21 protein-coding genes are annotated in these 23,647 nt (G+C 44.4%); 13 read left to right on the top strand and 8 right to left on the bottom strand.

Annotated elements, in window-relative coordinates:
- Positions 1-18 precede the first annotated feature (18 nt).
- Positions 19-1,455 carry a cellulase family glycosylhydrolase gene (locus AM279_RS08430; protein WP_054407544.1) on the bottom strand — a complete coding sequence of 479 codons (1,437 nt, stop codon included), beginning with the start codon at positions 1,453-1,455 and terminating at the stop codon, positions 19-21.
- A 218-nt stretch (positions 1,456-1,673) separates the two neighbouring features.
- Here AM279_RS08430 and argS point away from each other — a divergent pair, with 218 nt between their 5' ends.
- The 6 genes from argS to AM279_RS08400 all read left to right on the top strand — a co-directional run bounded on the left by argS (position 1,674) and on the right by AM279_RS08400 (position 10,253).
- Positions 1,674-3,461, top strand: coding sequence for an arginine--tRNA ligase (gene argS / locus AM279_RS08425; RefSeq protein ID WP_054407543.1), 1,788 nt, complete (start codon positions 1,674-1,676; stop codon positions 3,459-3,461).
- A 25-nt stretch (positions 3,462-3,486) separates the two neighbouring features.
- On the top strand, positions 3,487-5,046 hold the full coding sequence (locus AM279_RS08420) for a GDSL-type esterase/lipase family protein (RefSeq protein ID WP_236688510.1): 1,560 nt from the start codon (positions 3,487-3,489) through the stop codon (positions 5,044-5,046).
- Positions 5,036-6,496 carry a GDSL-type esterase/lipase family protein gene (locus AM279_RS08415; RefSeq protein WP_054407542.1) on the top strand — a complete coding sequence of 487 codons (1,461 nt, stop codon included), beginning with the start codon at positions 5,036-5,038 and terminating at the stop codon, positions 6,494-6,496. Before AM279_RS08420 ends, AM279_RS08415 begins: the two co-directional genes overlap by 11 nt.
- Positions 6,496-8,160: an MBOAT family O-acyltransferase gene (locus tag AM279_RS08410; RefSeq protein WP_054407541.1), complete on the top strand. Its 1,665-nt coding sequence runs from the start codon at positions 6,496-6,498 to the stop codon at positions 8,158-8,160. The genes AM279_RS08415 and AM279_RS08410 overlap by 1 nt, the downstream gene beginning before the upstream one ends.
- Positions 8,161-8,277: 117 nt before the next feature.
- A complete protein-coding gene (locus tag AM279_RS08405; protein WP_054407540.1) occupies positions 8,278-9,651 on the top strand; it encodes a peptide-N-glycosidase F-related protein in 1,374 nt (457 codons plus the stop codon).
- A 68-nt stretch (positions 9,652-9,719) separates the two neighbouring features.
- Entirely contained in the window at positions 9,720-10,253 is a 534-nt protein-coding gene (locus tag AM279_RS08400) for a hypothetical protein (RefSeq protein ID WP_054407539.1), read from the top strand.
- Here the strand turns inward: AM279_RS08400 and AM279_RS08395 are convergent.
- Genes AM279_RS08395 through AM279_RS08385 form a run of 3 tightly spaced genes read right to left on the bottom strand, consistent with a single transcriptional unit; the run spans position 10,243 to position 14,257 of the window.
- Positions 10,243-12,777: a TonB-dependent receptor gene (locus AM279_RS08395; protein WP_054407538.1), complete on the bottom strand. Its 2,535-nt coding sequence runs from the start codon at positions 12,775-12,777 to the stop codon at positions 10,243-10,245. The two genes, AM279_RS08400 and AM279_RS08395, sit on opposite strands and share 11 nt — an antisense overlap.
- Positions 12,777-13,697, bottom strand: coding sequence for a FecR family protein (locus AM279_RS08390; RefSeq protein ID WP_054407537.1), 921 nt, complete (start codon positions 13,695-13,697; stop codon positions 12,777-12,779). Before AM279_RS08390 ends, AM279_RS08395 begins: the two co-directional genes overlap by 1 nt.
- A 38-nt stretch (positions 13,698-13,735) precedes the next feature.
- Positions 13,736-14,257, bottom strand: a complete 522-nt coding sequence (locus AM279_RS08385) for an RNA polymerase sigma factor (protein WP_054407536.1) — start codon at positions 14,255-14,257, stop codon at positions 13,736-13,738.
- Positions 14,258-14,393: 136 nt separating this feature from the next.
- On the opposite strand from AM279_RS08385, the gene AM279_RS08380 reads away from it, so the two are divergent.
- The 7 genes from AM279_RS08380 (at position 14,394) to AM279_RS08345 (ending at position 21,140) form a co-directional block, all read left to right on the top strand.
- Positions 14,394-14,711 (top strand): hypothetical protein, encoded by a 318-nt coding sequence (locus tag AM279_RS08380; protein ID WP_054407535.1) that lies wholly within the window; start codon positions 14,394-14,396, stop codon positions 14,709-14,711.
- Positions 14,712-14,833: 122 nt separating this feature from the next.
- The gene (locus AM279_RS08375) at positions 14,834-15,301 is read left to right on the top strand and encodes a hypothetical protein (protein WP_054407534.1); all 468 of its coding nucleotides are present in this window, start codon (positions 14,834-14,836) and stop codon (positions 15,299-15,301) included.
- 185 nt (positions 15,302-15,486) lie between these two features.
- Positions 15,487-15,996, top strand: coding sequence for a GNAT family N-acetyltransferase (locus AM279_RS08370; RefSeq protein ID WP_054407533.1), 510 nt, complete (start codon positions 15,487-15,489; stop codon positions 15,994-15,996).
- Positions 15,997-16,068: 72 nt separating this feature from the next.
- A complete protein-coding gene (locus tag AM279_RS08365) occupies positions 16,069-17,130 on the top strand; it encodes a LamG domain-containing protein (RefSeq protein WP_054407532.1) in 1,062 nt (353 codons plus the stop codon).
- 157 nt (positions 17,131-17,287) lie between these two features.
- Complete coding sequence (locus AM279_RS08360; RefSeq protein ID WP_054407531.1) at positions 17,288-18,067, top strand: LamG domain-containing protein; 780 nt, start codon at positions 17,288-17,290, stop codon at positions 18,065-18,067.
- Positions 18,068-18,748: 681 nt separating this feature from the next.
- On the top strand, positions 18,749-20,089 hold the full coding sequence (gene ffh, locus AM279_RS08350; RefSeq protein ID WP_054407529.1) for a signal recognition particle protein: 1,341 nt from the start codon (positions 18,749-18,751) through the stop codon (positions 20,087-20,089).
- A gap of 169 nt (positions 20,090-20,258) precedes the next feature.
- Entirely contained in the window at positions 20,259-21,140 is an 882-nt protein-coding gene (locus AM279_RS08345; protein ID WP_054407528.1) for a bifunctional 5,10-methylenetetrahydrofolate dehydrogenase/5,10-methenyltetrahydrofolate cyclohydrolase, read from the top strand.
- A gap of 191 nt (positions 21,141-21,331) precedes the next feature.
- On the opposite strand, the gene AM279_RS08340 is transcribed toward AM279_RS08345, so the two are convergent.
- From AM279_RS08340 to AM279_RS08325, 4 genes are all read right to left on the bottom strand, one after another.
- Positions 21,332-21,511 (bottom strand): hypothetical protein, encoded by a 180-nt coding sequence (locus AM279_RS08340; RefSeq protein WP_054407527.1) that lies wholly within the window; start codon positions 21,509-21,511, stop codon positions 21,332-21,334.
- A gap of 2 nt (positions 21,512-21,513) precedes the next feature.
- The gene (locus AM279_RS08335) at positions 21,514-22,092 is read right to left on the bottom strand and encodes a PLD nuclease N-terminal domain-containing protein (protein ID WP_054407526.1); all 579 of its coding nucleotides are present in this window, start codon (positions 22,090-22,092) and stop codon (positions 21,514-21,516) included.
- 106 nt (positions 22,093-22,198) lie between these two features.
- Positions 22,199-22,636 (bottom strand): DUF1801 domain-containing protein, encoded by a 438-nt coding sequence (locus AM279_RS08330; protein WP_054407525.1) that lies wholly within the window; start codon positions 22,634-22,636, stop codon positions 22,199-22,201.
- A gap of 130 nt (positions 22,637-22,766) precedes the next feature.
- A complete protein-coding gene (locus AM279_RS08325) occupies positions 22,767-23,549 on the bottom strand; it encodes a YEATS-associated helix-containing protein (protein WP_054407524.1) in 783 nt (260 codons plus the stop codon).
- Between the last annotated feature and the right edge of the window lie 98 nt (positions 23,550-23,647).

Here is a 23,647-nt window from a genome sequence, read left to right as displayed (position 1 = left end):
CTGCCACCTGCTATCTGATTATGGCATAACCGCCTCAAGTATCCCCGGATACAGCACCTCGCCCGTATTGCGGTTAAAGAGCGCCATGGTATGGTTGCCTATAAAGCCGTTATCCCAATACACAGGCACAAGGCCGTGGCTGCGCGCCGATGTGCTTACATAGTTAATATAATGCTCGCGGTAGGTTTCGCTGCCTGCCACATCAGTGCGCACAATGGCGCCAAACTCGCCCAGTATAACACCCACGCCCTGGTCTATAAAGTTGGTTTTCATACTTTGGAACTGTGCATCAACATAGCTTTCATTAGCCCAGGTTTCGGTAAGGGCAGGGTCGGTGGCAATGCTGCCCCATTGTGTAATGGTACTGTTTTCGTTAAGCGTAAAGTTATACGGGTCGTAATAATGCACCTCCATAAGCAGGCGGTTAGGGGTAACATCCTCCGGAATTTCGGCAAACGCCACCGTGTGGTTTATGTTGGTATTAAAGCCCTGTACAGTAAGGTAGCGGTAGGCATTGCGCCCTCCGGTTGCGCGTACCGCCGTAACAAACGTTTGGTTAAAGCTGTTCTGTACCGTATAGTATTCGGTAGTAGGGGTGTTGTAATTATCGGTTACCATAATTTCGTTGGTGCCCGCAAAAATCAGGTGGTAGTCATAATCACGAAAGTGTGTTGCAATCTGTTTCCACATAGCAGCCAGGCGGTTGTTTACATACTCCTGTTGTGCATAAGTAGGCTGCTGCCAGCCGCCATCCCAGTGTTCGTTCATAATTACATACATATTGTTGCTCAGGGCATAGTTAACCACCTCTTCCACACGGGCCAGCCAGGTAGGGTTTATGGTATAATCGGTTTGGTTGCTAAATACGCTCCATGACACCGGAATGCGTATGGTGGTAAACCCGGCGGCCTTTACGGCATCAATAAGCGACTGCGTGGTGGCGAGGTTGCCCCAGGCCGTTTCGCCGCCTATGGCTTCCAGAGAGTTGCCCAGGTTCCATCCGGTACCCATTTGTGCGGCGAGCTCCACACTGGTAAGCGTACCCATATTACTGGGGTCGGGTTCAATATCGTATGTAAAAACAGGTTCAGGTTCGCTGCCTGCCTGTGTAATAGCCACCTGGCGTGTTTCGCCGTCAGAGGTTACAGCAATGGTGGTTTGGCGTGCTTCGGTGCTTTCATTGGCGGCCACGGCCATGCTAATGTGGCTTATGCCGTTGCCCGAATTACGCTCTACCGTAATCCAATCTGCGGTGTTGCTTAGCGTCCAGTCCTTTGCGCTGTCAAGGTGGATGTTAATAATACTGTTACCGCCGTTTGCCGGAAAGGCAATGGTTTCGGGTGTAATGCTAAAAGCCAGCGGGTCTTTTGCGGTTGAACCCTCGTCATCACTGCACGATGTGGCTATGGCCACACACCACAGGGCAAGCATCATTTTTACTAAAGTTGTTCTCATAAATCTGGAGTTTGGTTATGGCGGCAATTTACGAAAACGATTTAATTGATGGTATTTGTGACCATAAGATGTGTTAACGCATTTTGTCAAAACACAATACGATTTTGTCATACAGGCTGTAAAACAGCGGGTTGTTTTAACAAATTATTTAGTGGCCGCAGTTTCTGTAACTTGGCAAAATAGTATTATCTTTGCACGCTTTAAAAAACGAGTAACTAATGGCATTATCGCAAATCATTACCACCCACATTCAGGCGGCTGTACAGGCCCTTTTCAACATAGAGTTAGACAAGGCAGAACTACAGGCCACCAGGCGCGATTTTGAGGGCGATATTACGCTGGTTATCTTTCCGTTGCTAAAAGTTATTAAGGGCAGCAACCCGGTAGAACTGGGCAACAAAATAGGCGCCTACCTTGTAGAAAATACTAATGTTGTAGACCGTTTCAACGTAGTGGCGGGCTTCCTTAACATTGTAATCTCAGATGCCTATTACATCAATTACTTTAACGAAATTAAAGGTGACGATGCATTTGGTACCCGCCAGCCCGATGCCGATGGCAAAGCCGTAATGGTAGAGTATGCATCGCCCAATACCAACAAGCCCCTGCACCTGGGCCACGTGCGCAACGTGCTTTTGGGCTATTCTGTAGCACAAATTTTACAGGCGGCAGGCAAAAAGGTGTATAAAACACAGGTGGTTAACGACCGCGGTATACACATTTGCAAAAGCATGATTGCGTGGGAGAGGTTCGGCAATGGCGAAACCCCCGAAACCAGTGGCCTTAAAGGCGATAAACTGGTAGGCAAGTATTATGTGGAATTTGACAAGGCGTATAAGAACGAAATTAACGGACTTGTAGCCGCAGGTTCAACCGAAGATGAGGCTAAAAAACAGGCCCCGATTATGCTGGAAGCCCAGGAAATGCTCCGCAAGTGGGAAGCCGGCGATGCAGCCGTTGTAGCCCTTTGGGAAAAAATGAACGGCTGGGTATACAAAGGTTTCGATGCTACGTTTGAAGCCATAGGCGTTGATTTTGATAAAAACTATTACGAAAGCAATACCTACCTTTTAGGTAAGGATGTTGTAGAAGAAGGCCTTGCCAAGGGCGTGTTTGAAAAAGATCCTGATGGCTCAGTTTGGATAGACCTTACGCCGGACGGCCTTGACCGTAAAATCGTACTGCGTTCAGACGGTACTTCGGTATACATAACGCAGGATATAGGTACTGCCATACAGCGTGTTAAAGATTTTCCTGATGTGGGCGGCATGGTGTATACCGTGGGCAACGAGCAGGATTATCACTTTAAGGTGCTGTTCCTTATCCTTAAAAAACTGGGGTATGACTGGGCAGAACACCTGTACCACCTGTCTTACGGCATGGTAGACCTGCCAAGCGGTAAAATGAAAAGCCGCGAAGGCACCGTGGTAGATGCTGACGACCTTATGGACGAAATGACCGCCACCGCGCAGTCTATATCGGAAGAATTAGGCAAGCTCGATGGCTATACCGATGAAGAAAAAGCACGTTTATATAACATTATAGGCCTGGGTGCGTTAAAATACTACATCCTAAAGGTTGACCCTAAAAAACGCATATTGTTCGACCCGAAAGAGTCGGTTGATTTTGCAGGAAACACAGGCCCGTTCATTCAATACACTTACGCACGCATACAAAGCCTGCTGCGTCGTGCTGATTTTAACAGGTCGGTTACGCTGCCGGTTGCTGAGGTACAGCTTCACGAAAAGGAAAAAGCGCTTATAAAGAGCATAGCCCAGTTTCCTGATGTGGTGCAAAGCGCGGCAAACAGCTACAGCCCGGCCCTTGTGGCAAACTATACCTATGATTTGGTTAAGGAGTACAACTCGTTCTACCAAAGCGTACCGGTATTAGGCGCTGAGCAGGAAACCGAAAAAGTATTCCGCACACAGCTGAGTGAAAAAGTGGGCGAAACCATTAAGGCTGCTTTTGCGCTGCTGGGCATTAACGTGCCGGAGCGTATGTAATTCTCCCTAAAACTATTAAGACACCGTGAGCCAGGACAAATCATATTTTTCCCAGTCATATATTATAGTGGTGCTTGCCGTGGCTGCCTTCCTGGGCTTTCAGGAGGTGCTGCCCGAAAAGATATTTACCGAAACCACCGGCAATACCAAAAACGTGGTGGTAGACAGCCTTATGCTTGAGGCGGTTAACGATACTATAGATGATTCTGCCGGAGATACCCTTGCCAAATCATCGCCCATTCACCTTGCGGCGGTAAACGGCATTAAATTCCCCACCGAGGATTTTGAAAACTACAAGGGCAACCAAAACCTGGTGGAGTTTTATGAAAAGCTGTTGCAGCTTGAAACCACAGGCCAGGGCAATGTGCGCATAGCCTATTTTGGCGACTCAATGACCGATGGCGACCTGATTGTAAAAGACCTGCGCGAAGAGCTTCAAAGCCGTTTTGGCGGAGAGGGCGTGGGCTTTGTAAACATTACATCAGAAAGCGCACCATCGCGCAGTACGCTAACCCACCAGTATTCTAACAACTGGAAAACCGTAAGCTACCTTAAGGTAAAGAACCCTCCGAAGCCGTTTGGCATTACCGGCCACGTGTTTTTTGCAAAGCACGATACCGTTAACCCGGTGTGGATTAAATTTAAGGCGGTTAACAAGCCACATATCAGTTCGCTTAACAACCCTACGCTGTTTTACGGGCGCAGCGGTAATACTAAGGCCAGCCTTAATGTGATTATAGGCAACGATACCCTTACCAAGAAGCTAAACCCAACCGGCCTGCTCAACACCATGAGGCTTGCTGATAACGTAAAAGGTTTTAAAGCCGACTTTATAAAGGCTGATACCATACCTGTTTACGGCTTTAATTTTGACGATGGCAAGGGCGTACACGTAGATAACTTTGGCACACGAGGCAACTCTGGCCTGCCAAACGGCACGCTTAACACCGCCCTTATGAAGTCGTTTAACGATAAGCTGGGGTATGACCTGGTAATACTGCATTACGGTACAAACGTGCTTAACTACGGCAAACTTAACTACAGCTGGTATGAAAAACGCATGGCTACCGTGGTAAATCACCTGCGCGAATGCTTCCCTGGTGTAACTATACTCGTGGTTTCAACTGCCGATAAGTCAACCAAGTACGATACCGAGATGAAAACCGACTCGGCCGTGGTGCCGCTTGCCCTGGCGCAAAAGCGCTATGCGGTGCAAACGCAGTCGGCTTACGTAAACCTGTACACCCTTATGGGCGGCGATGGCTCTATGGTTAAATGGGTAGAGCAGGAAGTTCCGGCCCTTGCCAATAAAGACTATACGCACTTTAATATGCGCGGTGCCAAAAAGGTATCGGGGCTTATTTACAGCCAGATAAACGACGGTTATGAAACCTACAAGCGCCTGCGCGGAAAAAAAGGCCCGGAGAAGCCCAAACCTGCACCGCAGCCTGATTCAGTTAAGCCGGAAACCAAAACGCCTGTACAGCCCGTGCAGCCGGTACAACACCCCAAGCCGGTAAGAACGGCGCCAAGGCCGGATTCTGTAACCCGAAGGATAGACACTACCACTACAAATGCTGAATAAACTGCTGTACATACTATGCCTGTTGTGTACCTGTACCGTTATGGCACAGGTAGACTCGCTTGAGGTAGAAACAGACAGCATTGCCATTGCCGATGTAGATGAGGTGGCTATGGACAGCCTTGTTACCACGCTTATAGACAGCATAGAGGTGGCTGGCCCCAACAATATTACCAATACATCATCGCTTAGCCTGTTTTTTGAAAAGCTGTACTACATGCAGGAGCAGGGCAAAGGGCATGTAAACATTGTGCACATTGGCGACAGCCACATACAGGCCGATTTGTTTACCAACTGTATACGCAAAGGCCTGCAGGAGCAGTATGGCAACGGTGGGGCCGGGTTTAGCTTTCCGCACCAGCTTGCAAAAACTAACGGCACCTACAATACCCGCTACAAAAGCAACGCCTCATGGAACAGCCGCCGCGTGATTTATGCCGCCGAACCTGATATGGAGGTGGGTCTTAGCGGTATAGCCCTTGAAACCCATGAAAATTTTGCCGTAGAGCTTAACGTTAAAGATAGCGCTTATAACTTCAACACCATAAAGGTTATTACCCCGGGCAATGAGGAGGCGTTTGACATGGCTACCAGCAGCAAAACCATTATTATGGAAAGCACGGTGCCCAAGGTAATCCACCACAAAATAAAAAGCGGCGAGGTGCTGGGTAGCATAGCCCGAAAGTATGGCGTTACCATAACCGAGCTAAAACGTGCCAACGGGCTTAAAAACAACAACATCCGTGCAGGTAAAACGCTTAAGATACCCACCAGCCAAAAAGAAAAGAAAGAAATAAAGCGCTCAGAATTTATACCGCTGGCGCTACAGGCCGATTCGCTTTCGCACTATTACCATAGTGATGCTGCCATAGATAAAATATACCTGCTGCCCCACGGCGAGCGTAAAGAATACAGCCTTAGCGGCCTGGTGCTGGAAAATGATGCCCCGGGCATTGTATACCACACCATAGGTGTAAACGGTGCCAAGGCCAGCGATTACAACCGTTTCCCTCTGTTTTTTGAGCAGCTGCCGGCCCTGAAGCCTGATTTGGTGGTTATTTCGCTGGGCACTAACGAGTCGTTCGACAAAATGGGCGCCGATGCCTTTTTACAGCAGCTTAACCAGTTTGTGGCTAATGTAAGGGCGCAGTGCCCGGATGCCGCCATACTAATAACCACACCGCCGCCATCGCTCTTTAAACGCAAATACCCCAATACATTTGCTGCGGCCTATGCCAAGGGTATAGCCATGCAGGAAGCAGAGAAAAACCTTGCAACCTGGGATATGTACAGCGAAATGGGTGGCCTGTACAGTGTGCCCCGCAATGCCAAAAAAGGGTTTATCAGTACCGATAGGGTGCACTATACCAAAGATGGCTACGAAAAGCAGGGCAAACTATTTATTGAAGCATTTATTAAAGCATACGACAATTTTAAAACAAACAGGAAGTAATGTGGCTTGATCATTTATTGCAGAAATTCACATGGGATAAGGTGGTGCAGTGGTTTGTGTATGACCCTGATAAACCTATGCTTTTCAGCACCGATAAGTTTTTGGCGCTGTTCCTGCTGTTTTATGCGGTATATATTGCCGTGCACAATACTTTTAAGCTGCGGCTGATAATCACTGCGGCGTTCTCGCTGTATTTTTACTACCTGTGCAGCGAGTGGTATTTCCTGTTGTTGGTAATGTCATCGGTGGTAGATTACACCCTCAGTTTTTTCCTTTACAGGGAAGAACGCCCCGTGCAGCGCAGGCTCTACCTGTGGTTTAGCGTAATAGTTAACCTTACGTTCCTGGGCTACTTTAAGTATACCAATTTTATATTAGAGAGCAGCAGTGCCCTTATGGGATGGAATTACACGTTCCATAAAATCATACTGCCGGTGGGTATCTCGTTCTACACCTTCCAGAGTATATCATACATTATAGAGGTGTACCGAAAGGAAATCACCCCGGCAAAAGACTATATAGACTACCTGTTTTTTGTGTCGTTCTTCCCGCAGCTGGTGGCAGGGCCCATTGTTCGTGCAAAGGACTTTATCCCGCAGATATACGCCAAACTACAGCTTACCAAAGACGACGTTAACCGTGCGCTGTTCCTCATCATTGGCGGCCTTATCAAGAAAACGGTAATATCTGATTATATCTCCATAAACTTTGTAGACCGCGTGTTTGACCTGCCCAGCGCCTACACCCCGTTTGAAAACCTTATGGCGGCCTACGGCTATACCATACAGATATACTGCGACTTTAGCGGCTATAGCGATATGGCTATAGGTATAGCGCTGCTTTTGGGCTTTAAGTTGCCTACCAACTTCCGTACGCCATACAAATCAGCCAGCATAACCGAATTTTGGCGCAGGTGGCACATATCGCTATCTACCTGGCTAAAAGATTTTCTTTACATATCAGTAGGGGGCAACCGACACGGCAGCTTTGGGGGCTTTTTATTTCCGGCGTTGTTTTTCTTCGGGCTTATAGTGTTTGGCATTAATTTTTCGCGCACCAGCAACATACCGCTTATATTAGGTGTTTCAGCTCTTGCAGTATTTACACTAACCTTCGTGCTGAGCAAAACCCGCGAAAAAACCATGTTTACCAATGTAAACCTGCTTACCACCATGCTGCTTGGCGGCTTGTGGCACGGTGCCAGCCTGCGTTTTATTATATGGGGTGCGCTGCACGGCATAGCCCTTGCTGTACACAAAATATGGGCAGAGTTTTTCCCTTCAAAAAGCGATAAGAAAACCTTTGGCGGCAGTATCTGGAACTTTTTCAGCGTGTTGCTCACGTTCCACTTTGTGGCATTCTGCTGGATATTCTTCCGCGCCAAAGACTTCACCAATGCCCTGGAGCTTATCCATAACATAGGCGATATTACGTTTGCTCCTGAACAGTGGGAAACCATAATACTGGGATACAAAAACGTATTTATACTTATGGCTATTGGTTATGCCTGGCATTTCCTGCCGGAGGGCATTACACGTGCCATGCGCACCGCTTTCGACAAAACGCCACTTGTTGCTAAAGCCGTGCTTTTGGGGCTTACCTGCTGGCTGGTGTATGCCGCGGCATCGGCAGGGCCGCAACCGTTTATTTATTTCCAGTTTTAAATATAACATTTATAGCTCAATTCGTGTTTTAGTGTGTTAAAATGAAGCATTTGCCGGGATAATGTGAAGATTTTATTAAAAAATACTTAAATTGCCCCCTTAAACTTACTAACTCGAATGAAAAAAACATTACTCGCACTTTCTTTTGCGGCGTTTTTTGGTTTTGGGGCTAATGCCCAGGAATCTACTTCGCTGCAGGTTTTTGATAACGCTGTATTTTATAATATGTATGGCGGACTTGTTGAAAATGAACCCGTACCTGAGGGTGCCATACGCCTACGCAATACAACTGTTGCAAAACCGCTTACTGACGAGCAGATAGCTGCTTTTGGCAACACACTTACGCTAAACGTTACCGCTGCATCTTTGTGTGATAACTATGACAGGATAGGTAACGTAAACCTTGCATTTGTTCCGGCAGGCCAAACAACTTACGAGTTCGGCGCAGTTACCGAAAGGATTGAGCTTGGCCGTTTTATTACCCCGTTTATGGTGCCAGATGGCGATGTAGAAGTGCCTTACACCTGGGATATTAGCCATGTGCTTAATATTTTACACCATCCGGTTCTTGCAGAACAGTATGATTTTTGGATAGAATTTGAAATCGCGGGTTACCAGGGTGGCCCCGGCCAGGGTGGTGCAGCTGTAGAATATCCTACAATATGCGCTAACAGGCAGGATGTATACCGTGGCTCTCTTGAGCTGGTTTCAAGTGGAACCTATGAAGAACAGCTTGTGGTGTTTGATGCGCTTTCGCACAAATTTGAACTTAAAAACTATACCCTTGACGGTACAGATGTTTTAGGCCAAACCGAGAAAACATTTACATTTTACTTAAACCAGCCGGTAGAAAACGCTAAGTTTTACTTTATCAATTCTAACCACGGTTCTAACTCTGGCGGTGAGGAATATGTCAGGAGGTGGCATTATGTTTATCTTGATAATGCTCAGAAACTGTCTTACAGGCCGGGCGGTTTGTCTTGCGTGCCTTTCTTTGATTACAACACCCAGTCAAACTGTATTTATTACCTGTGCGACGGTACTAACAACACAAGGCCAGATACTAACTCAGCCTGGAGCTGGAACAACTGGTGCCCGGGCGATAAAGTACCTACAAGGGTTGTAGAACTTGGTAACCTTGAGGCTGGTGAGCACAGTTTTAAAATGAGGGTTCCTGCCGCACAGTTTACAGGTGCTCAGGGATATTTCCCGCTGTCGGCTTACTTTACAGGTGAGGTAGATGTATTAAATACCGAAACTTTTGCAGCAGCTGCATTTACCATATCTCCAAACCCTGTTAATGATGTAGCCACTATTACAGCAAACGGCCAGGAAATTAAAGCCGTTTCGGTTACCAATACACTGGGCCAGGTAGTGCTTACAGGTGCTACAGACAGGCTTGACCTTTCTGCACTTCAAAATGGTATTTATGTAGTAAGGGTAGATTTTGCCAACGGTACTACAGGCGTACAAAAAATTGTTAAGAATTAATTGTTTCGTTCATCTTTATAAGTGGTCCGCCCTGCTGTAGCAGGGCGGATTTTTTTTATATTAGAAGTATGAAAAAGTGTTTGATAATAGTGATTGTTTTTGCAATAGGCTGCAGCACGGTAAAAATTCCTGTGGGAGAACAAACCGTTATTGTAAAATCTCACATACCCGAAAAGCATAGGCTGGTTCCGGATAAACCCATAACTTTTATGGAATCGCCTGGAGCACAATCAACACAGGAATTCTGGCCGGATATAGTGTTTACTGAACCCGGGCTTAAAAATGCAGGTTTTGATTTTAATGTTGAAACTACCAATATTAACTGGGCCATTTCCGATCCCGGATTAGGGGCTTATGATAAAATTGAAGCTATCGATAGTATAAACACATCAGCATATAGTGCTATGGTATGGAAGGTTGGATCTTCGCATCCGGCATTTGCAGAATATGAGCATGAATTTAAATTTATTTCGGTTCGGCTAAAGCAGGGTGATTTTTATATTACTGCCGAAAATATATCTAACTTTAAAGACAGTATAACCCCGCAGTTTGTTGCCCAAAAGCTTAGCGAACTGGAGTTTACTGTAAAACCTAAAAACTAATTTTTATCATGGCATTTGGGGTGCGTTGCAAGGCATAGGTATTAACCATTTCTATACCGCCGTTGGTGTTGTTAATACGGTAGTAGCGGTTAATAATATTACGCCTGTCAAGCACATTTATAAGCGATAGGCCCACCTGCATATGCGCTTTTTCAGATAGCTGAAGTGTGTATAGCGCCGAAAAATCGACCTCAAGAAAGTTACCCAGGTTTTCAGAATTAGGGTAGTCATAAGCAATAACAGGCTGCCCGTTATTATCGGTGGTAGGTATGCTCAGCAGGGGTGGGGTGTAAGGCCTGCCGGTAAACCACTTGCCGCCCAGCGACAGTTTAAGGTTGTTAAACTCATAAGATACCGCACCCTTTACCAAATGGCTTATTTCAAAACTGCTGGGGAAATGCTTTGGCTCTACACCCTTAAAACGATAATTGTTGTTGGTAAAGGTATAGCTAAGCCATGTGTTGAAACCGTAAAACTGTTTCTGGACTAAAAACTCACTGCCTATAACCGTATAATTGCCTGTGGCCTGCACCTGCTCCAGCTGGTCCTGGAATGCCTGCCCAAGGGTGGTAATGCCGCGCACACGTTTATAAAAATTATCAAGGGTAAACAGCCATCCGTGCTGCTTAAAAGTAATGCCGGCACTTAGCTGGTTGCTGCGCTGTAGTGGAATATCATTATCGTTAGCTAATATCCAGCGGCGTTTTTCAATACCTAAAAAGTCGCCCTGAAGCTCTACCACCTGGCTGGCGCTCTGGCTTTTTTGTTCGCCCATAACCTCAAGTTTCCATCCCGGGGCAAAGGCATACCCCACCTGAAAGCGCGGTTCGGCATACAGCCTGCCCAGCTGTTCAATATAATTGCCACGAATGCCCGCACGCCCATACAGAAGGCTGTTTTCGGGCTTGTATTCGGCTTCGGCTATCAGGGCATGGCTGCGCAGTACTTCCTTAACCTCGCGGCTGTACTGCGGCTGGTTTACCCTGTCGGTATTCTCTATACCTATCTCGTTAAACTGGTAGCCGCCGTGCAGGGTTAGCTCAGGCATAAAATTATAATGGTGCGATAGCTTAACACCGGCATCAAGTATGTTGTTTTCCTGTTCGGTAACCTGCTCATATTCTATAGAAGCATTGCGGCCGTCTACTTTATAATATGAGCCGTACACATTTACATCGCTGCTGTGCCTGTCATTCCACACCGTGCGCCATGATATGCTGCCGCCCAGCGTGTGCTGGTCAAGGTTGCTGTTTTGTGTAACCACGTTGCTTGATGTAATGGTACCCTGGGTAAAATCGAGCGAATTGTTAATGCCTATCACATCGGCATACAGGTCGTGGCGTTTGCCAATTTTCTGGTGATAGCCTACGGTAAAATCATAAAAATAAAACTCCTTATCACTTTTATAATTTACATCGCCATTGCCTTCAAGGGCGGTAACCACCGTGTTCTGGAAAATACGTTTAGAATAGTTGGTATAGGTAGGAAAATCAAGCACATCAGTAAACGAACGCCGGGCCGTAACTTCAAACCCGGCTTTTTCATTGATTTTAAACTTGGCATAAGCATCGGCACCAATCATGTTAGATGATACACTGCCGCTGTTTTCGCCTATATCATTAAGCCTGCTGGAAATATCTATAGCGCTCGAAACGCTTTCGCCATAAAAGGCCGGTGTACCGTTTTTTACAATGCGTATATTATGAGCCAGGTTGGGGTTTAAGGCAGATATAAGCCCAAAGAAATGCCCCGTCTGGAACAGGCGTATGCCATTCCACATAAACAGGTTCTGGTCGTGTGTGCCGCCGCGCACGTTTATGTTGCTCACCGTTTCGTCTACGCTGGTAATGCCCGGCAGCTGCTGCATGGCCTGTAGTACATCAGGCTCAATAAGCCCGGGCAGTATGCCAAATTTTTTAGGTTGTATAGTATAGCTGCCGTCAGCCTTTTTAGAAATACCTGTGGCAATAAAACGCTCAGTTACCAGCTCTTCCATTTGCACGGGTTCCAGCACAAGGGTAATCTTCTGGCAGTCGCCATCGGGGTTTTGGGCGGCCACAAAAGTTTGTATGTAACCATCATGGGCCACATAAATATCCTTGTAATTATCAGGAGGGAGCTCAAAATAACCGTCGGCGCCGGTGGCCAGTTTTTTGCCGTTATACTGCACAATGGCGTTGTTTATGGGCATGCCCATTTCATCAGTCACATAGCCGCACAGGGGTGCTATAACCGGCTTTTGGGGCCTGTACACCACTATATACTTCTTTATACGCATAAAGCCCAGTAGCGTGCGGTTTTGTATGTAAACCAGCTTAGCGCTAAGGGGCATATTTTCGGGCGGGGGGAAAATGTGGTGTGCAGAAATTTCGCCTTCGTTATAGCTAAAGCGCACATGGTGCTGCTTTTCTAAATTTTGAAGTATAACCTTTAGCTCAACACTATTCTGTTCGATCTGCCCGTAGCTGCGGGCGCCGAAAAAAAAAACAAATAGTATGCTAAAGTGCCTTATGGCGGCGGTCATTATTTTGCCGATAATGTGATGTTATTGCCTGCATTTGCAGCATTAAGTGTCCAGTGGGCTTTTATAATGCCCAGGGCAGTTTCAATATCGTTAGTAGGCAGTGCACCGGTATAAGGCCTTGCCGTTTGGGCATCAACCTTAATTTTAATGTTATACTGGCGTTCTATTTCGGCGGCTACCTGCTCAAGGCTTTCGTTTTCAAAAGCTACCTCATTGCCGCCTATCCACACCGGTTTCTGGTGCTTGTCGTTAGCTATATCCAGGTTTTTACCGTTGGCATAAGCTACGCTTTTGCCGGGTGTAAGCAGTATTTCCTGCCCGTTGCTTACTACTTTTACCTTACCCTCATAGCAGGTAACATCAAGGCGGCCGTTTCGGGCTTTAACGTTAAACTGAGTACCTACTACGGTAACGGTGCCTTCGGGGGTAACCACATCAAACTTCTGGCCTTTGGCTACTTTAAAGTAAGCCTCGCCTTTAAGCTCTATGTGGCGGTTGTTGCTCCAGTCCCATTCCTTAAACTCAGCCGCAGAGCCTGCGTTAAGCACTACCTCAGAGTTATCGGGCAGTAAAAAGGTATCCCTTTTACCGTTATCGGCAAGGTGGTTGCTGGTTTGGCCGGTATATAAAAAGTATCCGGCGCCAAAGGCAAGCAGCAGTATGGCAGCCACGCGGGGCAGCCATGCAGTAAGCCTGCGCACTTTGGGTTCATTATTACGTGTCCTGTGTTTGTTTTGCTGGATTTTGTTGTAAAGAGAATCCATATCCATCTGCGGCGCTGTTAGCTGCGCCGAGAATTCCTTTATCTTGCTGTAAGTGGCATATTCCGGCGTTTGCATAAACTCCTCCAGCTCCTTCCCGCTCATCTCTCCGCTTAGCCACTTTGCTAACTTAACATCTTCTTCCATCTTGAATGCCATTGTTTTATAGCTCTATAACAGGCAGGTATTAAAAAACCCTACCTAAAGTTATCAATTTCTTTTCTAAGTTCCAAAAGTGCACCGCTTATGCGCTTTTCTACCGCCTTGGTGCTTATACCCAGTTCTTCGGCAATTTCGTGGTATTTTTTGCCGTCTATGCGGTTCATTAAAAAGGCCGTACGCTGGGCCTCGCTCAGTTTGTTTATGGCGCGCTGCAATTTGGTTTTAAACTGCTCTTCTTCCAGTATATAGTCAGGTGCCTGGTTGTCTGTGCTTCTGTCTGGTGCTTTTTTTGCATACTCAAGCACCACCTTTTGGTGGGCAATCTGGTTTAGCGTGGTGTTATTGGCCACGGTATAAATAAATGATTTTGCTTTTTCGGGCGGCACATTGGCACAGTTTTCCCAAAGCTTAATAAAAGCTTCCTGGGTAACGTCTTCGGCCTGCTCTTCGTTGCCAAATTTGTAGTACAGGTAATTGCGCAGCGCTTTTGCCTGGCTCTTAAAGAAGGCGGCAAAGGTGAGTTCTTCGCAAATGCCCGGTTGGTTTTCCTTTTTCATAGCGCTAAAAATGGGCTGTTAAATTAGAAAAAAAATAACACTACAGGTGGTGGGTGCAAATTTTTATTTTAGGCTTCGCTAAAGGTTTATAACTAATTATGGTGGTATCTTTTGCTAATTCAGTAACTTAGCGTGTATGAAAAAACTTCTCATTTTCCTTTCAATTGCTGTTGCCGGGTGCGCTTCGGTTGAAACCGATACCATAACCGTTACCGGGGTGGTAGGCAATAGCAAGGCCGGGCACGTTATAAATAATGAAAACGGCGAATACATACTTGAAGGTGTTAACCTCGATAGTAGTTACCTTAATAAAAAAATAACCGTTACCGGCAGGCTTGCCTATATTCCAAACCCCGAGCCTGAAGATAAATCCATTTTAGTACAACGCAGGTCCGGTACCGGAGATTACCGCGTGATTAAAAATACCAAAGTAATTTTGGTTGAAACCCCATAACTGTTTTCGTTTTCTAAATCGTCTGCTGCAAATCCTAAACCATGAACTGTAAATACCTGTTTTGTAACAATTTCATTTGCTAATAGCTGTTACTTTGTGGTAGATAAAACACAATTAACACTATGAAACGCAACATTTTTTTACTGGCAGGCATTGCGCTGGTTTCGCTTGCCTCATGTTCTGATGACGGCAGCACCCCTGCAAACAACAACGCCGGCAACGTGGCCGATGTGGTAAACACCGTAAGCCAGGGTACATGGCACATTACCTCTTACATTGACAGTGGTAATAATGAAACCAACCACTTTGCCGGCTACAACTTTACTTTTGGCAATAGTAATGTGTTAACGGCTGCAAACGGAACCAACACCTACACCGGTACCTGGAGTGTTACTAACAGCAGCAACAGTAATGATGATGACAGCCCGGGCAATGATATAGATTTTAATATTGGCTTTTCGGCGCCGGCCGCATTTGTAAACTTTACAGATGACTGGGATATACAGGAACGCACCGCAAATAAAATCAGCTTAATTGATGTGAGTGGTGGCAATGGCGGCACTGATATATTAGTTTTCGAAAAAAATTAAATTTTCAGGTAGGGTATTTCAGCTTAAGGCTGTTTACTATGCTACTACTATGAAAAAGAAAAAAATCGCGTCTTAATTTTTTCCTTAATAACCGGCTTTGCATAAGGGCCGGTTATTTTTTTGCCAATTGAGATTGCCAATCGGTTAAATCTTAAGACTTTTGCAGTAAATTTCTGATTACAAACATGAATTATACGTTTAGGAAGGCAGCCCTGCATGAGTTGCCGCAAATATGGGATATACTGCAACAGGCCATTGCCCGCCGAAAAAAAGACGGCAGCAACCAGTGGCAGGACGGTTACCCAAACCCGGATGTTATTACAAATGATATTGAAAAAGGCGCAGGCTATGTGCTGTTAGATGGCGAGGAAATACTGGGCTATGCCGCGCTTTTAATTAATGATGAGCCCGCTTATGCCGGTATTGATGGCAAATGGCTTAGTAATGGCGATTTTGTGGTGTTTCACCGTGTAGCTATTGCTGAAGGGTACTTAGGTAAAGGCCTGGCAGCAGAAATGTTCAGGCAGATAGAGCAGTTTGCGCTAAGCAATGGCATTAACAGTGTAAAGGCCGATACCAATTTTGATAACCCGGCCATGCTGTACCTGTTTGAAAAAATGGGGTATACATATTGCGGCGAAGTGTTCTTTCGCGGAAGCGCCCGGAAGGCGTTTGAAAAAATAATTAATAACTAAATAAAAAATATTCTATTTAGCAGGTAGGGTATTGTGTAACATAATTGTTTATACCAAAACCAATAGGGATAAATGAAGGTGACAGTAAAATGGTTTTTAGCATTAATTGTGGCTACTGTTATGGTAAGCTGCCAGGAAGAGTTGTCTTTTGAAGATAACTCAGAGGCGCTTAGCCCAACAAGCGAGGTTACTACCCTGCTTGATGTAGCAGCAAACCAGCCTGCCGGTTGTATGGCAATAAATTTTCCGGTAACGGTATATGCTTACAACAGTAGTTTTCAGGTTCAAAATACTTATGCTATAGCCAGCAACCAAAGCCTTAAGGGGTTTTTGCAGGGGCTGGGGCCTAACGAATATTATGCCATGGGCTACCCAATGTCTTTAACGGCTAACGGGCAACAGTTAACGGCAAATACTAACCTTGAGCTTAAAGGCGCATTATACACCGCTTTTGATGCCTGTAATGTAAATGTGCCTGGCGGGTGTAACAACCCAGGCATATTGCTGGACGACCTTATACTGTATATGACGTTTAGCAACAGCATAGAAGATTTGGCCGGCAGTACGGTAACATCAACTGGTAACCCGGCTTATGTGGCAGACAGGAGTGGCAATGCGCAATGTGCAATATCATTTACGGGCAGCCAGCAGCTACAGGTAGCTACAAGCCAGCAAAACGCCCTTATACAGGGTAATGTGTTTAGTATAAGCCTGTGGTTCAGGATGCAGAATACAAACCCGTCTGACTATGAGCACCTGTTCCGTAAGGGGCAGCAGGGAGGGTTTAACCTTTCGGTTTATGATGGTAACACGCCGCTTTTTGGAACGCCATCTGCCCAGGTATGGGATAACAATTGGAATGCTGACCAAACCCTTTGGCAGGATACCGAAAACTGGCACCACCTGGTTATAACTTTTGATGTAAACAATACCGCAAGGCTGTATCGCGACGGGGTGTTGCAAAACAGTGAAACATTTAGTGCCGATATAGGCATCAGCGCCCTGGACTATTATATAGGGCAAAATTATACAGGCTTTTTAGACGACCTGAGGGTCTACAAAAAAGTGCTTACGCAAGCTGAGGTGCAAACCCTTTTTGAGCTTGAAGGCGACTGTAATACATGTATGGAATAGTTGTGTTTTTTTAAATATTCAAGTTTTTTTCCAACTCAAAAACCGGTCATTTCCCAGACCGGTTTTTTTATTGTCATAATTGTTAAAATGCCTTATTTTACTTAGGGTTTAGGCTTGTTTACCTGTTGTATGTGTAAATAAAAACCTATAATATATTATGAAAAAGAAAATCAGATTTGTAGTGCTTAGTGCCGCGTTTGCCGGTGCTGTTTTTGTGTCGTGTAGCGATGATGATTCGGCTCCCGTTCAGCAGTCTTCATGTATCCCTACGGCGCTTCAGGATGGCCTTGTAACGGCCTATACTTTTGGTAGTGGAAACCTTTTAGATGCCGCCGGTTCGGCTAACCTTACCCTTGCCGGGGGTGTACAGCCCGGTGCCGACAGGGATGGTAACCCCCAGTGTGCCTTTGTGTTTGATGGTACCGATACGTCTTTCCTTTCCACGCAAAGTGTAGCGGCATTAGATGGCCTTACCGAGTTATCGGTTTCACTTTGGTACAAGCCTGATGCTGTATCGGGTGGTGCATACCAGTCACTTATAGCTACAAATGGAGGTATAGGCTATCCGTATCAGTCGGGGTTTTGGTCGGTTAATACCTATGATTGTCTAAGAGCTACATTTTCTACGGGCAATAACGGTGCGTGGGACGAGATGCAGTCAGAAAACTTTGACTGTGATGCAGAAGTGCAGGCGCGTGCCGGTGTATGGCATTATTTAACCGCTACGTACAGTCAGGCTGATGGCGAAATTGCTATTTATAGAAATGGTGTACTACAGGAAACAAGCAATTTAGGCACAGTTGCACCAGCCGCAGTAACATCATTATTTATAGGTAAAGGTTTTAAAGGCACTATAGATGATGTAGCTATTTACAATAAAGTACTTACACAGGCCGAAATTACTGGGCTTTTTGAACTTGATGCCTGCTGTGAGTAAAAAAAATAAAAATATTTTTTAAACCAAACGCAACCTTTTTAAAACCGTAAAGACTATAGAATATAAACAGCGCACAAGTTGTTTACCTTATTTAGATATAGTTGTGTTTTTTTTAAATATTCAAGTTTTTTCCGAAAAAAGACCGGTCTGCCAACCGGTTTTTTTCATTTATAAAGTTTTCGTTTTTAGCTGATAAAATATAAAAACAGAATAATAAATCACAACCCGTTAATGCTCGGCAGGAGCCTGCAAATACTAAATGATGTGTTACTGCTAATTACAGGCTCAGTATATTTATTTCAGTATTGGAGGCATACCTCTAAATATGTTAAATATAACAATCTTATAAAAATAAAAGCTTGCATAATAAGGTGTAAAATAGTGTGTTTTTTAAGCTTTTATTACAATACCGGCCCTACAAAGCCGGTATTTTTATTTTATGGTTATTTTTATAAAACCTTATGTTAAAATGTTATGATAATAGGGGGGTAAATACTAAATTGCCTGTTATATTTATAGGTGGGGGTCATTTCAATACTTTGGTATTTAAACTCCCCATTTCATAGTATATATTTAGGTAGGGAAAATCAGCCGTAAAAGGCTGATTTTTTTGTCAAAGGCATACTGTACCTTCAAAATCAAATTCTTAAATTTGCACCTTCTGTAAACTATTCTAAAAAGATGTTTGATAATTTAAGCGATAAATTAGACAAAGCGTTTCATATACTGAAAGGCCACGGCAAGATTACTGATGTTAACGTGGCTGATACCCTTAAAGAGGTGCGCCGTGCGTTACTTGATGCCGACGTTAACTTTAAGATTGCCAAAGACTTTACCACCCGTGTGCGCGATAAGGCTATAGGTGAAAACGTACTTACAACCCTGCAGCCGGGCCAGCTTATGGTTAAGCTTGTTAAAGACGAACTTACCGAGCTTATGGGAGGCGATGCTACAGGTGTAAACCTTAGCGGCAACCCAAGCGTTATATTGATGAGCGGCCTTCAGGGTAGTGGTAAAACTACCTTCTCAGGCAAGCTTGCTAACTTCCTTAAAACAAAAAAGAACAAAAAGCCGCTACTTGTAGCGTGTGATATATACCGCCCTGCGGCCATTAACCAGCTGCACGTGGTGGGTGAGCAGATAGGCGTTGAAGTATACAGCGAAGAAGGCAACCGCAACCCTGTGGAAATTGCCCAAAACGCTATTAAGCACGCCAAAGCAAACGGTTTTAATGTGGTAATTGTAGATACCGCCGGCCGCCTTGCGGTTGACGAAGAAATGATGGACGAGATTGCACGCGTGCACCAGGCCATACAGCCACAGGAAACGCTGTTTGTAGTAGATGCTATGACCGGCCAGGATGCTGTTAATACCGCTAAGGCGTTTAACGACAGGCTAAACTTTGACGGTGTTATCCTTACCAAACTTGATGGCGATACCCGCGGTGGTGCGGCTATTTCTATCAAGTCGGTTGTAGATAAGCCAATTAAGTTTATTGGTACGGGCGAAAAGATGGAAGCGATAGATGTATTTTATCCGTCTCGTATGGCTGAGCGTATTCTTGGTATGGGCGACGTGGTATCGCTTGTTGAGCGTGCCCAGGAGCAGTATGATGAAGAAGAGGCACGTAAGCTACAAAAGAAAATTGCCAAGAACGAATTTGGTTTTGACGATTTCCTTGCGCAGATACAGCAGGTTAAAAAAATGGGTAACATGAAAGACCTTATAGGCATGATACCCGGAGCTGGCAAAGCCCTTAAAGATGTAGAAATTGAAGATGATGCCTTTAAGCACATCGAAGCCATAATATTCAGCATGACACCGGTAGAGCGCAGCAAGCCTTCGCTTATTGACGTTAAACGCAAAAACAGGATTGCAAAAGGTAGCGGAACCAGCATACAGCAGGTAAACCAACTGCTTAAGCAATTTGACCAGATGAGCAAAATGATGAAGATGATGCAGGGTGGCGGAGCCAAGAACATGATGCGTATGATGGGCGGCATGAAGGGGATGAAACCATAGCAGCGAAGCTGATAAATTTGTTTCAGGTTTCAAGTTTCAGGTTTCAAGTTGCTTACTCGAACCGATACTGACTGAAGCATATAAAAAACAACAATACTTAACTACATTAGTTTTAGGATAAGAGTGGCAAAACTTGAAACCTGAAACTTGAAACTTGAAACAAACAACAATGCAACTATTAGATGGTAAAAAAGTCTCTGAAGACATTAAAGTTGAAATAGCCGAGGCCGTGGCTAAAATGAAGGCCAATGGCGAAAAGGTGCCGCACCTGGCTGCTGTACTTGTAGGTAACGACGGCGCAAGCCTTACCTATGTGGGCAGCAAGGTAAAATCGTGCGAAAAGGTGGGCTTTGAAAGCACCCTTATAAAACTGCCTGCTACTATTAGCGAACTGGAGCTGCTTCAAAAAATTGAAGAGCTAAACCAGGATGATAATATAGACGGTTTTATCGTGCAGCTTCCGCTACCGAAACAGATAGACGACCAAAAGGTGCTTATGGCCATAGACCCAAGCAAGGACGTTGACGGTTTCCACCCGGAGAACTTTGGTAAAATGGCGCTTGATATGACTACGTTTATTCCGGCAACGCCGTTTGGTATACTTGAGCTTTTGGAGCGTTATAATGTAGAAACCGCAGGTAAGCATACCGTGGTTATAGGCCGCAGCCACATTGTGGGCCGCCCCATGAGCATACTTATGGGCCGTAAGGGCTGGCCGGGTAACAGTACAGTTACCCTTACGCACAGCCATACTAAAAACATTGCACAGATAACCACACAGGCCGATATTATCATTACCGCGCTGGGTGTACCTAACTATCTTAAAGCCGAAATGGTAAAAGACGATGCCGTGATTGTAGACGTGGGCATTACCCGTGTTCCGGATGAGGCCAACGAAAAAGGTTATGTAATCCGTGGGGATGTTGATTTTGAAAACGTGAGCAAAAAAGCCAGCTTTATAACCCCGGTTCCGGGTGGTGTAGGGCCCATGACCATTGCCATGCTGCTTAAAAACACACTCCTTGCAAGGGAACTTAAAAGACAGAAATAATATATGAACCCCGGTTTAGGCCGGGGTTTTGTTTTTTTATGGAACGCGGATTAAACGGATTTACGCGGATTCTTATGCGGTCCTTTTTTCAGGTTCTGTCATTCTGAGCGAAGCGCAGCGGAGTCGAAGAATCTCTAAATTTGAGATTTCTCCACTACGCTGCGCTTCGGTCGAAATGACAAACCGCAACGTTAACGCAGTAGCGAAAACACTAAAAACAGTATAATAACCCCAAGCAGTATAATGCCCCGTACTGTAAACGCCCTGCCGTTTCGGTTGGTAGCCCACAAACGCCTGCGGCTATCAAGTATAGAAATAACAAGGGTAACGAATACCAGTATAAGGAATATTTGTAAGAGTTTAAAGGGCATTTTTATTTAAGGTTCTGCTGCGCCAAATTTACGGGCCTTTTTTGTTTTGATGCAATAAAAGCATAAAAAAGGGGACTTATAAATGGCAGCAGTAGTAAGCAAATAAGCCACATCCATTTATTGTGGTTTTCAATGAATTCGCTTTTAAGCAAGTCAAACAGGCTTACAAACCACAGTACAACAGTTACATAAAACAGCAATATTGAAAAAGCTACACATATAGTACCGCCTATAACTCCAAGATAATATTGATTGTAATCTGTTTCATAATAAGAAGAACCGGTGCTAATGGTGCCAAATTTTTCCATTATCAGGTCTTTAAAAACACTGGCCTGCTCATAGCTTTTAAATTCGTGTGCATACCTTTTACCGGAATCGAGGTCCATTACAAAAGTGTTGTCGTATTCTGCAAAGCTTGATATGTGGTTTTCAATCGCTTTATCTATAAATTCTTTTTCAGTAAGTTGTGTGGGCTTGTCGTTTAAAAATAGCAGCACTATGCAGCCAATTACTATTGCCACCCCGGCAGTAATGGGCAGTATTTTGAATAATTTAAAGAGGATTTTTTTATAAAGTTCCATGAGGATTGGTTTGTTACTAAGGTAAATGTAGGGAATATTTTATGAATTTTAGTATCGTGCTTGCATACGTTATACTACTATCCCGACAAAAAAGTAAGGCTTAGGTTTACTGCCTGCAAGCAGCACATTCATGGTGTTCGTTAAGGTAGGCAATAGTAATTTTGCAGATTTTTTCGAGCACATCAATATTAATATCCGACAGCTTTTTAACGTAAATGCACGCCTTGCCCATCTTGAATTTACCCAGGCTGTCTAACAGTTGCTCGCTACCGGCAACCGGCGAATATACATAGAGTGAAAACTCAGCCTTGCGTGGCGAAAACCCAAGCATAGGTGCATCGCCCTCATGGCCGCTGGCATATTTGTAGTGGTAGCTGCCAAAGCCAATAATGGTTGGCCCCCACATTTTAGGTTCAAATCCTGTCCAACTTTGCATCAACTCAATGAGTTTAAAGCTGTCGGCCTTTTTAAGGTCGTTGTCAACGTATGAGTTAATGAAGTCGGTAACGTTTATTTCGGTTTCGGTGGTTTTGTTTTTTGCCATGGGGTGGGGTGTTAGTCATAACAAAAATACAGGAAATTACGAATAATACTTGGTTTGGTATCCCTTGTATTATTAGTTGATTTTAAACAACCGATGAGATTATTTGCGAAACATTGAAATAGTCTTTGATTTAGAGTTCTAACTTTTTTCCTTTTCTTGTAAGTCTGTAGAATTCTTTACCATACCATCTCGTAGGATTAACAACATTATTCTCAATGAATGATTGAATTATAGGCTTAATTTTTTCTTCAGAAAGTTTGGTGCCTCTGATTAATCCATTGATACTTCTATCTTTAAATTTTGAATCCTGCATATTTTTCAAAACTTTTTTCAAGTCGGCTTCATCGATATTATTGTGGCCATTTATCAATGGAGTAGAATTTTTTATAGTCTCAAGTGTTATTTGTTCTTTCTGGTCGTCGTCGTCGTCGTCGGCTTCTTCTGCTAGTTCAAGTTCGATAAAATTAGCAACTTGTGTAGAAGCTTCTTGTGCTTGTGTAGATGCTTCTTTTGCAGCCACTGATACCTCTTTCGCCTGTTCAGCAGATTTTTTGACTTCTTCTACCTCCTGTTTAGTTTTATTTATTTTATCATATAAATCGTCTAAAAAACGTTTTGAGTATACGGCTGCTATGATGCAAAATCCTGCTAAAATGAAATAGTTTTTTATAGGGTATTTTTGATTTGTACCTGTTGTAATTTCCTCAGTAGGAATGTCTAATAAATTATTGGATAATACTTGAAGAAATAATGGAACTGCGCATGAGGCGCAAATTCCTAGCAATATAGACTTAATTAAATTTCTTTGAGATTCTTTTTTAGACTTAAATTCATTAATAGTGTAGAAATTTGTGAGTCCACCCAAAATTCCCGAAAGTGAGATTATAAGTATTATTATAACTGAAGGAGACATAATGTTTTTTTTGTTAAAATTATATAAGAATTACTTTTGTGTAAATCCCTATTATTAGGTATTTTAACAAAACAAAAACGCCCCCATTCCTAGAGGCG

Origin of the sequence: Flavobacterium akiainvivens, assembly GCF_001278115.1 — a bacterium.
Lineage (GTDB): Bacteria > Bacteroidota > Bacteroidia > Flavobacteriales > Flavobacteriaceae > Flavobacterium > Flavobacterium akiainvivens.
This window is presented reverse-complemented; position numbering and strand designations above follow the sequence as displayed.

Bases quoted from the DNA above. Each gene is read 5' to 3' on its own strand.
- AM279_RS08410 (WP_054407541.1), top strand. From the start codon at position 6,496: ATGTGGCTTGATCATTTATTGCAGAAATTCACATGGGATAAGGTGGTG.
- AM279_RS08365 (WP_054407532.1), top strand. From the start codon at position 16,069: ATGAAGGTGACAGTAAAATGGTTTTTAGCATTAATTGTGGCTACTGTT.
- AM279_RS08325 (WP_054407524.1), bottom strand. From the start codon at position 23,549: ATGTCTCCTTCAGTTATAATAATACTTATAATCTCACTTTCGGGAATT.
- AM279_RS08375 (WP_054407534.1), top strand. From the start codon at position 14,834: ATGAAACGCAACATTTTTTTACTGGCAGGCATTGCGCTGGTTTCGCTT.
- AM279_RS08340 (WP_054407527.1), bottom strand. From the start codon at position 21,511: ATGCCCTTTAAACTCTTACAAATATTCCTTATACTGGTATTCGTTACC.
- AM279_RS08415 (WP_054407542.1), top strand. From the start codon at position 5,036: ATGCTGAATAAACTGCTGTACATACTATGCCTGTTGTGTACCTGTACC.
- AM279_RS08430 (WP_054407544.1), bottom strand. From the start codon at position 1,455: ATGAGAACAACTTTAGTAAAAATGATGCTTGCCCTGTGGTGTGTGGCC.
- AM279_RS08360 (WP_054407531.1), top strand. From the start codon at position 17,288: ATGAAAAAGAAAATCAGATTTGTAGTGCTTAGTGCCGCGTTTGCCGGT.
- argS (WP_054407543.1), top strand. From the start codon at position 1,674: ATGGCATTATCGCAAATCATTACCACCCACATTCAGGCGGCTGTACAG.
- AM279_RS08385 (WP_054407536.1), bottom strand. From the start codon at position 14,257: ATGAAAAAGGAAAACCAACCGGGCATTTGCGAAGAACTCACCTTTGCC.
- AM279_RS08400 (WP_054407539.1), top strand. From the start codon at position 9,720: ATGAAAAAGTGTTTGATAATAGTGATTGTTTTTGCAATAGGCTGCAGC.
- AM279_RS08330 (WP_054407525.1), bottom strand. From the start codon at position 22,636: ATGGCAAAAAACAAAACCACCGAAACCGAAATAAACGTTACCGACTTC.
- AM279_RS08390 (WP_054407537.1), bottom strand. From the start codon at position 13,697: ATGGCATTCAAGATGGAAGAAGATGTTAAGTTAGCAAAGTGGCTAAGC.
- AM279_RS08405 (WP_054407540.1), top strand. From the start codon at position 8,278: ATGAAAAAAACATTACTCGCACTTTCTTTTGCGGCGTTTTTTGGTTTT.
- AM279_RS08335 (WP_054407526.1), bottom strand. From the start codon at position 22,092: ATGGAACTTTATAAAAAAATCCTCTTTAAATTATTCAAAATACTGCCC.
- AM279_RS08380 (WP_054407535.1), top strand. From the start codon at position 14,394: ATGAAAAAACTTCTCATTTTCCTTTCAATTGCTGTTGCCGGGTGCGCT.
- AM279_RS08370 (WP_054407533.1), top strand. From the start codon at position 15,487: ATGAATTATACGTTTAGGAAGGCAGCCCTGCATGAGTTGCCGCAAATA.
- AM279_RS08395 (WP_054407538.1), bottom strand. From the start codon at position 12,777: ATGACCGCCGCCATAAGGCACTTTAGCATACTATTTGTTTTTTTTTTC.
- ffh (WP_054407529.1), top strand. From the start codon at position 18,749: ATGTTTGATAATTTAAGCGATAAATTAGACAAAGCGTTTCATATACTG.
- AM279_RS08345 (WP_054407528.1), top strand. From the start codon at position 20,259: ATGCAACTATTAGATGGTAAAAAAGTCTCTGAAGACATTAAAGTTGAA.